Source organism: Luteibacter sp. P4_D7_3 (genome assembly GCF_056401735.1).
This window is the reverse complement of the sequence record NZ_JBFUIT010000115.1, coordinates 1-11,510: the sequence shown is the minus strand read 5'-3', so window position 1 is coordinate 11,510 and position 11,510 is coordinate 1. Positions and strand designations below refer to the sequence as shown.

The 11,510-nt window shown below is 66.1% G+C and carries 12 protein-coding genes; 6 read left to right on the top strand and 6 right to left on the bottom strand.

Annotated features, from left to right (window positions below):
* Window positions 1-47 precede the first annotated feature (47 nt).
* Window positions 48-560: a DUF2271 domain-containing protein gene (locus tag AC1DSN_RS11875; protein WP_063573650.1), complete on the bottom strand. Its 513-nt coding sequence runs from the start codon at window positions 558-560 to the stop codon at window positions 48-50.
* A 10-nt stretch (window positions 561-570) separates the two neighbouring features.
* Window positions 571-1,194, bottom strand: coding sequence for a PepSY-associated TM helix domain-containing protein (locus tag AC1DSN_RS11870; protein WP_477330825.1), 624 nt, complete (start codon window positions 1,192-1,194; stop codon window positions 571-573).
* A 150-nt stretch (window positions 1,195-1,344) separates the two neighbouring features.
* Between AC1DSN_RS11870 and AC1DSN_RS11865 the strand changes: the two genes are divergently transcribed.
* Genes AC1DSN_RS11865 through AC1DSN_RS11845 form a run of 5 tightly spaced genes read left to right on the top strand, consistent with a single transcriptional unit; the run spans window position 1,345 to window position 5,098 of the window.
* Window positions 1,345-2,019, top strand: a complete 675-nt coding sequence (locus AC1DSN_RS11865; protein ID WP_477295896.1) for a response regulator — start codon at window positions 1,345-1,347, stop codon at window positions 2,017-2,019.
* Window positions 2,012-3,439, top strand: coding sequence for a sensor histidine kinase (locus AC1DSN_RS11860; protein ID WP_213948671.1), 1,428 nt, complete (start codon window positions 2,012-2,014; stop codon window positions 3,437-3,439). Before AC1DSN_RS11865 ends, AC1DSN_RS11860 begins: the two co-directional genes overlap by 8 nt.
* 42 nt (window positions 3,440-3,481) lie before the next feature.
* Complete coding sequence (locus AC1DSN_RS11855) at window positions 3,482-4,318, top strand: alpha/beta hydrolase (protein WP_063572312.1); 837 nt, start codon at window positions 3,482-3,484, stop codon at window positions 4,316-4,318.
* 4 nt (window positions 4,319-4,322) lie between these two features.
* Window positions 4,323-4,682, top strand: a complete 360-nt coding sequence (locus AC1DSN_RS11850; RefSeq protein WP_063572311.1) for an EamA family transporter — start codon at window positions 4,323-4,325, stop codon at window positions 4,680-4,682.
* Window positions 4,679-5,098, top strand: a complete 420-nt coding sequence (locus tag AC1DSN_RS11845; protein ID WP_477295894.1) for a DMT family transporter — start codon at window positions 4,679-4,681, stop codon at window positions 5,096-5,098. The genes AC1DSN_RS11850 and AC1DSN_RS11845 overlap by 4 nt, the downstream gene beginning before the upstream one ends.
* Here the strand turns inward: AC1DSN_RS11845 and AC1DSN_RS11840 are convergent.
* From AC1DSN_RS11840 to AC1DSN_RS11825, 4 genes are all read right to left on the bottom strand, one after another.
* Window positions 5,095-6,465: an NHL repeat-containing protein gene (locus AC1DSN_RS11840; protein WP_477330822.1), complete on the bottom strand. Its 1,371-nt coding sequence runs from the start codon at window positions 6,463-6,465 to the stop codon at window positions 5,095-5,097. The genes AC1DSN_RS11845 and AC1DSN_RS11840 overlap by 4 nt on opposite strands.
* A 122-nt stretch (window positions 6,466-6,587) precedes the next feature.
* Window positions 6,588-7,277: a tRNA (adenosine(37)-N6)-threonylcarbamoyltransferase complex dimerization subunit type 1 TsaB gene (gene tsaB, locus AC1DSN_RS11835; RefSeq protein ID WP_477330820.1), complete on the bottom strand. Its 690-nt coding sequence runs from the start codon at window positions 7,275-7,277 to the stop codon at window positions 6,588-6,590.
* Window positions 7,274-8,611, bottom strand: a complete 1,338-nt coding sequence (creD, locus tag AC1DSN_RS11830) for a cell envelope integrity protein CreD (protein ID WP_477330818.1) — start codon at window positions 8,609-8,611, stop codon at window positions 7,274-7,276. The genes tsaB and creD overlap by 4 nt, the downstream gene beginning before the upstream one ends.
* A gap of 123 nt (window positions 8,612-8,734) precedes the next feature.
* Window positions 8,735-10,660 (bottom strand): ATP-dependent DNA helicase, encoded by a 1,926-nt coding sequence (locus AC1DSN_RS11825; RefSeq protein ID WP_477296952.1) that lies wholly within the window; start codon window positions 10,658-10,660, stop codon window positions 8,735-8,737.
* A gap of 79 nt (window positions 10,661-10,739) precedes the next feature.
* Between AC1DSN_RS11825 and AC1DSN_RS11820 the strand changes: the two genes are divergently transcribed.
* The coding region (locus tag AC1DSN_RS11820; RefSeq protein ID WP_477330816.1) for a class I tRNA ligase family protein at window positions 10,740-11,510 on the top strand (771 nt) is incomplete at its 3' end.

The window sequence follows — 11,510 nt, the reverse complement described above, 5'->3', positions numbered from 1 at the left end:
GCGCAGAACGCGGCGCGAACGAGTACATGTTTCATGGATAACTCCGGTTACGGATTGAGGTCGAGACTGATCTGGCCGAGTTCGTCCGTGCCCTTGGCGGACAAGTGCGTGGGCACCTTCACGGGCCAGTCGAAGGCGATGCGCTGTGCCTCGCGACCACCCACCTCGCGCGCGGCTTCCACCACCAGCTCGTAGTGGCCAGGCGCGAGCGCGCCCAGTGGCGGCTTGCCGTCGATGAAGCGCAACTGGTGCTGGCCCGCCGGGCGCGTCGCACCCGAAACGCCGTCGATCGGCATGGTCTGGTCGCGGCCGCTACGGCGCCACCACTGACGCATGTCTTTCAGCCATTTGGTGCCTTCGCCATCGGCCTTCTTCATGTCGTACCAGACCGCCAGGTTGGCGGCGACGCTGTGGTCCTCACGCTCAAGCCAGACGGCGACGTAGGGGCGGTGGTATTCGGCCACCTTCAGCTGGGGGATTTCTACGGTGAGATTCAGGTCGGCGGCGGCGACAGGTGCCGTCACGGCGACGCACAGAAGTATCGGAAGCAGACGACGCATGGCGGATCCGTCAGTGAATGAAGATGAGAGCGATGACCACCGGGAGCACGAGACCGAGGGCCACCATGGGCCAGGTCATGCGGCGCTGGCCGGCATGCATCTGCAGCAGGAGCAGGCCAGTGAGCGCAAAGACGACACAGGCGAGCGCGAAGATGTCGATGAACCAGCTCCACACCGGCCCGGTGTTGCGGCCCTTGTGCAGGTCGTTGACGTAGGCGAGYCAGCCGCGGTCGGTGGTCTCGTACTGAATCTCACCGGTTTCCCGGTCGATGCTCACCCAGCCATCGCCACCGGGGCGCGGCAGCGACACAGCCACCTCGTCGTCGCTCCAGTCTCCCGGGCGTCCTTCAACCGGCGCGCCGGTGTTGCCGGTGACGAAGGCCGCCACCGGCGTCGGCAGGGGCGCGGATGTCGGACGTCGTGCGACGAGCTGCGTGAGCAGGTCGGCGGGCAGCGTCGCGACGCGTCGCTCGACATGCGGTGAGGCTTCGATACGGGCGGCATGATTGAGCGTGAACCCGGTGACCGAGAACAGCAGGAGCACCACCAGCGAGATAGCCGAACTGATCCAGTGCCACCGGTGCAGGTGCTTGAGCCAGAACGCGCGGCGGTGCCGGTCGACGGTGTCGCGCATGCGTGGGAGGGCCCCTGAAGCCGTGGTCGGAAAGCGGGCCGATGTTAACAACAATGCGAATCGTTCGCAATTGGAGCAACGTGAACGGCTGCCGAAATCCTGCCGTGACAACATGCGTGCGCGCCCTTCCGAAGCGTATCCTTCCCGACCATGCGCATTCTCCTAGCCGAAGACGACGCCGCCATCGCCGCGGCCGTGCGTTCCTCCCTCGAACAAGGGGGGCACGCCGTCGACCATGTTTCCGATGGCGCCAGTGCCGATAACGCCCTGCGCGATCACGACTACGACCTGCTGGTGCTCGATCTGGGCTTGCCCATGCTCGATGGCAGCGAAGTGCTTGCACGCGCGCGTAAGCGCGGCGCCGTCCTTCCGGTGCTGGTGGTCACCGCACGCGAGGGCCTGAAGGAGCGCGTACGCGTACTCGACCTCGGCGCCGACGATTACCTCGTCAAGCCCTTCGCATTAGCCGAGTTCGACGCACGGGTGCGCGCCCTGCTCCGTCGGCGGACCAGTCATGGCACGCCTGAGTTCCGCATCGGTCGCCTGCGCCTGGATATCCCCGGTCACCGTGCGTGGATCGGCGATGTCCCGCTGGACCTGACGGCACGCGAGTTCGGTCTGATCGAGGCGCTCGCCATCCGCGCCGACAAGGTCACCAGTCGCGCGCAACTGGTCGAAGCCCTTTGCAACTGGGACGAAGACCTGACCGACAACGGCCTGGACATCGCCCTGCATCGCTTGCGCCGCAAGCTGGGGGGCTCAGGTACCAGCGTTCGCACCATCCGCGGCCTGGGTTACCTGCTCGAAGAATCCGCGGATGCCTGAGCGTCGCCACGCGGGGTACCGTCCGTCCCGGCCCAGCCTGCGTCGTCGCCTGCTCACCTTCCTGCTGGTACCCGTCCTCGGCGTACTCCTGCTCGACGCGGTGATCGGCTATTTCGTCGCCCTGGCCTACTCCAACCGCGTGCACGACTCGGATCTCTCCGACTCGGCGCTGACCCTGTCCGAGATGATCGGCAACGATGCGCTACGCGGAGAACTCACCGCGCAGGCGCGCTTCCTGCTCGAATACGATCCAGACGGGCGCAACTACTACACGGTTTTCAGCGACCGGCACGGCCGGCTGATCGGCAATGCCGAACTCCCCGGCCCCGAAGGCAGCGTGCCCGCCGATGGCCCGCCGCGGCTCTACGACACGGCCCTGGGGCGCAAACCTTTGCGCGCGGCGGTCATGCGCGTGAGCAACCGCCACGAAGCGGGAGATGTCCTGACCATCACGGTGGCCGAGAGCCTGCGCGACCGGCATACCCGGGCGCGCGAAATCCTCTTCCTGACCCTGCCCATGCAGGCCCTGCTGATCGCGGCCGTACTGTGCCTGGTGTGGTTCGGCGTGAGCCACGGACTGCGCGTACTGGATCCACTGACCGCACGCCTGAGCCGGCGCGAGCACGACCTCGGCCCCATCGGCGAAGAAGATGTGCCGATCGAGATCCTTCCGCTCACCCGAACCATCGATGACCTGTTTGCACGCATGCGGAATATGCTCGGCCTGCAGGAGCGATTCATCGCCGACGCCGCGCACCAGTTGCGGACACCGTTGGCCGGTATCCAGTTGCACGTGGAATCTTTCGACGGCGCCACCGATGACACCCAACGCAGCCAAGCCCTGGGCCACGTACATCGCCTGGCTGCCCGCGCCGCCCGGACCTCGGCGCAGTTGCTTGCTCTCACCCGCACCCAGGCGCCAGACCTGCCCGATCACGACGGCATGGAGGTCATCGACCTGTCCACGGTGGTACCGGAGGCCGTGGCCATGCGCGTGCACCAGGCGCTCGCCCTGGGCGTGGACCTCGGCTACGAAGGTGGCGACGGCGCCTGCCTGGTCCGCGGCGACGCACTCCAGGTCCAGGAGATCATCGACAACCTCGTCGACAACGCGTTCCACTACGCCGGTCGCGGCTGCACCGTCACGGTGCTGCTCGGCCGCCACGTGGATGAGTTCGTGCTCGCCGTGGAGGACGACGGTCCCGGTGTTGCCGACGCCTTCCTTGCCCTGCTGGGCGAGCGGTTCTTCCGCGTCCCCGGCGGCGATGAGGACGGGACGGGTCTGGGCCTGGCCATCGTGGAGAGCATCGCCGAACGCCACGCGGCGCAGGTCGCCTTCCTGCGCGCGGCCTCGGGCGGGCTGCGCGTGGAGGTCCGCTTCCCCGCCGTGACAGGAAAGCCAACTGAAACCACGCACTGAGACCATGCTCTTCATGAGCAATCCAGGCTACGAGGCTTCGGCGTGAGCAGCACCGCGGAATTCCGGTTCGAAGGGGGGCGCGACGGCGTCCTGCTGATCCACGGCCTGACGGGCACGCCCACCGAAATGCGCATCCTTGGCAAGGGCTTGAACCGCGCGGGTTTCACTGTCGTCGGCGTGCGCCTGGCCGGCCATTGCGGCACCGAGGAGGACCTCCTCGCCACGACGTGGGAAGACTGGTACGCCAGCGTCGAAGCCGCCGCGGAGGAACTTCGCGGGCGGGTCGACCGCGTCTTCGTGGCCGGCCTGTCGATGGGCGCCCTGCTCGCCCTGCGCCTGGCTGCCGTTCGCCCCGACTGGGTCGATGGCGTGGGCGTGTTCGGCGCTACCTTCCGCTATGACGGCTGGTCGATTCCCTGGACAGGCCGATTCTCGTTCATGCTGCCGATGTTCAAGCGCCTGGGCATCGGCAAGAACCGCGTTTTCATCGAGCAGCCCCCCTACGGCATCCGCGACGAGCGCCTGCGCGCGCAGGTCAGCGCCGCGATGTTCTCCGGCGATAGCGAAGCCGCCGGCCTCCCCGGCAATCCCTGGGACGCCCTGGCCGAGATGGTCGAACTGTCGCGCGACGTGCGTCGTCGCCTGCCCGATGTCGTCGCGCCCTGTTTTGTCGCGCATGCGGCGGACGACGATGTCGCGAGTGTCGCCAATGCGGACCTCGTCGCGCGTCGTGTTCGCGGACCGATCGAAATGCTCCTGCTCGGCGACAGCTACCACATGATCACGATCGACCGGGAGCGCCGCATGCTGATCGAGCGCACGGCGGATTTCTTCAGTCGCGTCGCCCGCGACGCACGACCTGCGCGCATGGCAGCCTGATCGGATGCATGGGCTGGCCCTGGCGCTGTGGATCGCCTATGTCCTGCTCGATACCGGTGGGCAACTGGCCTTCAAGGCGGCCGCCGTCGACGACCGCGCCGGCGATGGACTGGCACGCTGGCGCTACATGCTTGGGCGGGCATGGATATGGATCGGCATCGGCTGCTATGTGGCCGTGTTCATGGTCTGGATCGCCTTCCTGTCCCTGGTGCCGCTTTCCGAAGGCGTGCTGCTCGCCGCGATCAACATCGTCGCGATCATGGTGGCAGGGCGATTCCTCTTCCATGAGCGCCTGACTCCTTTGCGCGTTACCGGCATCCTGCTGGTAGCGGCGGGTGTCGCCATCGTCGGGGCCGGCTCGTGAAGCGCTTCTACCTCATTGGTTTTACGCTGCTGCTGGCCTTCGACACGCTCAACCTGCTCTGCTTCAAGGCGGCCGGCGCACATGCCCTGCCGCTGGAAATGAGCACGGCCTGGCTGCTCCGCGTGTTCTCGCACCCGTGGGTCTACGGCGCGATCGCCGGCTACATCGGCGCCTTCGTCACCTGGATGAGCCTGCTCAAGCACGCACCGATCGGCCCGGCGTTCGCCGCGTCGCACCTGGAAGTCGTCACCGCGATGGCGCTGTCGTGGTGGGTGTTCTCCGAACCGGTCACCCTCACGCAGATCGCCGGCGCCGGCGTCATCGTTGCCGGCATCGTCTGCCTGGCCTTTGCCGAAGGCAGCGCCAAGCCTGCAGGAACCGATTCATCAGCGAACGGGTGCTTGCCCAACACCTAGGTCGCGAGGAAGCGTTCGACCGTCACGCGGTCCGGATTGGAGCTCCCCGCGCCGTCACCGCTGAGTAGTTCGAAGGTCAGGTGATCGTCAGTGACATCGATGCCAAAGAAGATGAAATTGAAACCCTTCCGATCGAACGTGACGGTGTAGAACCCCTTGGGTGTGCCGGTTTCGTCGGGCTCGCCGAACGAGCGATCGAGTGCGCCCGACGGGAGGTGTCGCCCGATCACCGCCTTCTTGCTCTCGATCGTGCCGTCGTAATAGGGGCTTCCGATCACCGCGACGCCACCATGGCTGGAAGTCTGCAGGTGAATGGGCATGGCGATACCGTCCTTGGCGCCTGTGCCACCGTAGTGAATCTCCAGCAGCTTGCCGCCATTGAAGCCCGGCGCGACATGTCCTTTGTCGTCCAACGCGACGAGCAACCCGACCTTGGGACTACGCGTCATGATGGTCCCGGCGCCCCACAAACCGGCTTCTCCCGACCAGGCCAGTTTCTCGATCTCGTTCCGGTCGGCGCTGTCACCGGTGACCACGAACTCGCCATTCGTTCCGAAGGCGGGATCGGGCTGGCCTGTCGGGAGCAGACGCAGAATCCGTGCATTTCCGCCGGACGTTGCCGTGCTCAGAACGATCTTTCCATCGTCCTGAAGTACGGCATCCGTGATCCGCCCGCGAGGGTTCAGGGGAACATCGACCAGCGCGTAACCCTTGCCGGCAAAGACCGGGTCCAACCGGCCTGAAGCGCCGAAGCGAAACACGATGCCGCCGTACCGTCCTTCGACATTCTTCGTCGTCCCGACGAAGAAGAAGCCATCGTCCTGTGCGGGAAGCGCGAACCCCTTGACGACCCCCGGCTCGGCGGGCGGGCGAATGCCGTTCAGATTTACGTAGCCGTTGATGCCGAATGCCGCGTCGAGTTCACCGGTATCTGTCCTGCGCGTGAGCATCCACGTATCGCTTGCCTGCGACCTGAGCACCAGCACCGTGGCGCCGTCGGCCATCGGCAACGGCTGGGCACCCTGCAAGGTCTCTTCAGGCAACGGAGGCTCGATAACGACACCCTGCTCGCCAAACGAAGAATCGAACTCGCCGGTGGGTGTAAGCCTTGCCAGGCCATACTGCCAGCTGGCCCACGGGCGGATGACACGGGGGAGAAACCTCGACAACCAGGATCGCCACCCGCGCAGGGCTGGAATGCAGCCCATGGCCAGCATGATATGTCCGTCTGTCGTCCGCCGCATGGCGCGAAGGAGCTCACTCCCGCCCGGCTCAACGTGATAACCGTCGACCTTGAGTTCGGTTTTCCCACCGTTGCCGAAGGACGCGTCGCTCTCGCCCTGCTTGCGCGTGTTGGAACCMTTCATGACGATCTCCTTTCGTCCTGGTGGCTATCCCTGGCACCCGGCGACGATTCATTCGCACCGGTACCCGCACGCTAAAACCAAACGGTGACATCCACCATAGCCCGAAGGTTGTAGGCGGTCGTTCAAGCCCGTCCCTGCTCCACCAACGTCAGCGCCACCTTATCCCTCAGATACACCGGCAAAGCCAGTTCCGGCGCCACAGCCTCGCCATCACGGAACGCCCGCGCCGCCACTTCGGCAACGTGCCGCGCCTGCGGAAAGCGCGCACCGTCCGCCGAGCGGATCGGCGCGGCGATGCGTTCCCGGAGAATCGCCTCGTAGGTTGCCCAGCCCGTGCCGACAACGTGCCATGCCGTGGCCTCGGGCAAGATCAGCGCCGCAGCGGTGTCCACCCGCTCGCGGTCGATCAGCGTGATGCTGCCATCGTCTTCGCGGCGCCATGCGGCGACATAGATCTCACCCATGCGCGCATCGATGACCGAAAGAATCGCGGCATCGTCTTCGGGGGCTTCCAGCGCCAGCGCCTGTAACGACGAGACGGTAACGACAGGCACGTCGAGAGCCATCGCCATGCCCTGGGCCAGCGACACACCAAGACGCACCCCGGTGAACGCGCCGGGCCCGCGGCCGACCGCGATGCCGTGGAGCGAGGTGCGGCTCAGACCGGCTTCGGCGAGCAAGGCGTCCGCCATCGGCAGAACGAGTTCGGCGTGCCGGCGCGGCGYGATCTCACTGCGCTCGATCACCTCGTCACCATGGACGAGGGCGACCGAGCAGGCTTCCGTGGAGGTTTCGATGGCAAGGAAGTTCATGGCGTTTCCGACGTGGGGTTGAGMGGCACGCCCTGGGCGTACCAGTCGATCCGGCGAGTCAGGTACATCAGCAGCGCGATGACTGCCACGAGCACGACCGAACCGATCAGGAGCGCGTACTGTTCCGCGCCGATCAGGCCATACAGTATGGCGTAAACCAGGGTGAGCACGCCGCCAAGCGCCAGGCCGGCCGTCCGCGCACGCAAGGCCGCCATCGCGTAGCCACCCACGATCAACACGACCGTCGCGGCGGCGACGGCGTAAGCCGGGCCGAATCCGATCTGTTCAGAAAGCGCCAGCAGGAGGACATAGAAGCTGGTCATCGCCGCACCGACCAGCAGGTATTGGACGGGATGGAGACGCAGGCCCTTCAGTACTTCGAAAAGGAAGAAGGCCACGAAGGTCAGCGCAATGAACAGCAGGCCGTATTTGCCGGCGCGATCGTTCTGCTGGTACACCCCACCAGGCTGGTAGAACTTCACGCCGAAGGCCGAGGGGGAGAGGCGTTCAGCCACCTCCTGGTTTGCCGCGTCCCAATGCTGGCCATACGCACGGTTGAGGTCGAGGATTTTCCAGGAGGCATCGAAGCCGGTGGCCGTCACGCTGCGCCGGGTGGGCAGCAGCGAACCGGTGAAGCTGGGATCAGGCCATGACGAACGCATCTGTACGCTGTTCGTACGGGCCAGAGGCAGCGACGAGAAAGACTCCGTGCCGGCGACGCTGAGCTTGAGTTCGAATTCGACCGGCGCCTCGCGGTCCGGCTCGATAATGATGGGCGCCGCCAGCACCGTGTAAGGCCCCATGCGCGCGGTGGACGACGACAACCGCACCGCATGGCCATCGACGACGACCGAGGTAATGCCCTGCAGTCCGCGCGTATCGGCGATCAGCACGCGGACTTCCGCTTTGCCGGTGAACCAGGTGGACCCCGCTTCGGTGGCAAACCGCCGCAGATCGGCAGGAAGGAAATGACCACGGATGCTGACCTCGCCTGTGTACGTCGGCACCACGTACATGCCGGACGAACGCTTGTCGACCGTGAGATCGGCGACCGTGTCCATGTCATCGGCCAGTACGATTTCCGTCCCGTCGACCACCTTCGCAACCGCGCCCGCGGCATCGTGGGTCTCCCGCTGCGTCGGCACGGCGAGCACGAGGCCGCCGATCACTTGCGGTCCGCCCCAGCCATCCGCGACGCGGCCGACGGCGGTATCTCGCATGGCCTGCCGTTCGCGCACCAGCCCATCGGCCTGCGTCAGCGGAATCAACATGAGCAGCGCGAGCAGCCCGATGCCAAGGACCTTGGCGGTAATCGATTGCATCCAGCGAAACATCGGTCTCTCCCTTCCTGATAGATGGGAACGATGCTGGGCCGGTCATGGGTGCGCCACCGGCGCCGGCCGTGGCGAAGTGCGGGCGAGGAGGGGCGAAACGGTGTCGACCAGGTCCGGGAGGAATCAGGCCTGGGAGGGAACCGGCGCGAAAAACGCCGTGACGTCGCCGAGCTCACGCGTGCGCGGCATCGGCGGCAGGCTGGCAAGAAACAGCCGTCCGTAGCCTTTGGTGCTGAGCCGCGGATCGCACAGCACCAACACGCCGCGATCGTGCACGTCGCGGATCAGGCGCCCCGCACCCTGCTTGAGCGCGATGACGGCGGTGGGTACCTGCCAGCCCATGAAGGGATTGATGCCGGCTTCTTCGAGCGCTTCGAGCCGTGCCTGGAGCACGGGATCGTCCGGCATGGCGAAGGGAAGCTTGTCGATGACGACCACACTCAGGGCTTCGCCGGCGACATCCACGCCTTCCCAGAAGCTTGCCGCACCGAGCAACACCCCCCGGCCGCTCGCGCGGAATTCCTCGAGCAGGCGATGTCGCGGTGCCGTGCCCTGCACGAACAACGGCCAGGGCACGCGACCTTCCAGCAGTTCCGCCGCACGACGCAGCGCACGGTGCGAGGTGAACAGGAGAAACGCTCGGCCATCGGAGGCGTCCAGCACGGGGCGGATCGCCGCGATGACGCGGTCGGTATAGTCACGCGCTGCGGGATCCGGGAGATCTTTCGGCAGATAAGCGAGCGCCTGCCGCTGGTAGTCGAAGGGACTCTCGACATGCAGCGTCTGCGGGTCTTCGATGCCGAGCTGGCGGGCGAAGTGCGCGAAGTCGCCGGCAATCGAAAGGGTGGCCGAGGTATGGATCCACGCGGCATCCGTCGCCATGCGCATCGCGCGCAGCGGCGTGGCGAGATCCAGCGGCGTCGCGTGCAAGGCGAAGCCCCGGGGCCAGGTTTCGTACCAGCGCACGTCGGAAGCGGAATGCTCTTCGGCAATGCGATCCAGGCGCAGACTGAGCATCTGCGCCCGTTCGAACACGTTGGCCAGCCCGCGCGAGCGCTCGCCGAGGGARGAAAGCAGATCTGACAGCGCGGCCATGACGTCGCGCAGCTCGCCGAGAAGTTCGTGCACCACCTCGTCGCGGTCGAGCGCGCCGAAGGGACCACGCGACGGCAGCGGATCCATAGCCAGGCGCAGGCGCTTGATCAGGTCCTGGACCACTTCCACCGGTTCGAGCAGCTGGCTGGTCGCGCCGGTGACGCCTTGCGCTTCGGCCAGCGCGTCCTGGGCAAGGTCCGACATCTGTCGCGCGCTGACGCTCTGCGAGAAGAACTGACCGGCCAGCTCGGGAATCTGGTGCGCTTCGTCGAGGATGAAGGCATCGGCGCTCGGCAGAATTTCGCCGAAACCTTCCTGCTTCAGCGCGAGATCGGCCATCAGCAGATGGTGATTGACCACGACGATGTCGGCCTCCATGGCCTCGCGCCGGGCCTTGACCACATGGCAGTCCTCGAAGAACGGGCACTCCGTTCCCAGACAATTCTCAGGCGTTGAGGTGACGCGCGGCCATACCGGAGAGTCCTCCGGAATATCGATCATCTCCATGCGGTCGCCTCGCCGGGTGCGCGCCGACCAGGCGCGGATGGCGGAGAGCTGGCCGACCAGCTGGCGGTCCGGGTTGCCCTCGCGGACAGCCTGATCGAGCCGGTACAGGCACAGGTAATTGGCCCGCCCCTTGAGCAGGCTGGTCTTGGCGCGGCTGCCCAGCACGGCGTGCACGCGCGGCAGGTCGCGGAAGAACAGCTGGTCCTGCAGGGCCTTGGTGCCGGTGGAAACAATGACCTTGCGCCCCGACATCAAGGCGGGGACCAGGTAGGCAAAGGTCTTGCCCGTGCCCGTGCCGGCTTCGGCGATCAGGACGTCGCGGTCCTCGATGGCCGTGGCCACCGCTCCGGCCATGCGCTCCTGCGCCTCGCGGGGCGCGAAACCGGGTACTTCACGGGCAAACGGGCCCTCCGCGCCGAGGATCGCGGCCACATCGGATGCAGTCATCGCTCAAGTATCGCCTACAATGGCAGTCTTTTCGTCTTCCAAAGCGCGCCCCTTCGCGGCGCGAGCCGAGAGCCCACGCATGGATAAGAGTTTCGAGCCCAGCCCGATCGAGTCGAAGTGGTACGCCCAGTGGGAGGCCAACGGCTATTTCAAGCCGTCGGGCAAGGGCACCCCCTACACGATCATGCTGCCGCCGCCCAACGTCACGGGCACGCTGCACATGGGTCATGCGTTCCAGCACACGATCATGGACACCCTGGTCCGCTACCACCGCATGCGCGGCTTCGACACGTTGTGGCAGCTGGGTACCGACCATGCCGGTATCGCGACGGAGATGGTGGTCACCCGCCAGCTCAACGCGGAAGGCAAGCAGCGCTCGGACTTCGACCGCGACGCGTTCATCAGCCGCGTGTGGGAATGGAAGGCCGAGTCCGGCGACACCATCGGCCGCCAGATGCGTCGCATGGGCGTCTCGGGCGACTGGAGCCGCGAAGTCTTCACCATGGATCCGGGCCCGTCGAAGGCTGTCGTCGAGACCTTCGTGCGCCTGCACGAGGAAGGCCTGATCTACCGTGGCCAGAAGCTGRTCAACTGGGACCCCGTGCTGAAAACCGCCATCTCCGACCTCGAAGTGGTCAGCGAGGAAGAAGACGGTTCGATGTGGTCGATCCGCTATCCGCTCGCCGATGGTTCGGGCGAACTTGTCGTCGCCACCACCCGCCCGGAAACCATGCTGGGTGACGTCGCCGTCGCCGTGCATCCGGAAGACGAGCGCTACGCGCACCTGATCGGCAAGATGCTCAACCTGCCGTTGTCCGATCGCCAGATCCCGATCATCGGCGACGACTAC

Bases quoted from the DNA above. Each gene is read 5' to 3' on its own strand.
- AC1DSN_RS11875 (WP_063573650.1), bottom strand. From the start codon at position 560: ATGCGTCGTCTGCTTCCGATACTTCTGTGCGTCGCCGTGACGGCACCT.
- AC1DSN_RS11865 (WP_477295896.1), top strand. From the start codon at position 1,345: ATGCGCATTCTCCTAGCCGAAGACGACGCCGCCATCGCCGCGGCCGTG.
- AC1DSN_RS11850 (WP_063572311.1), top strand. From the start codon at position 4,323: ATGCATGGGCTGGCCCTGGCGCTGTGGATCGCCTATGTCCTGCTCGAT.
- AC1DSN_RS11860 (WP_213948671.1), top strand. From the start codon at position 2,012: ATGCCTGAGCGTCGCCACGCGGGGTACCGTCCGTCCCGGCCCAGCCTG.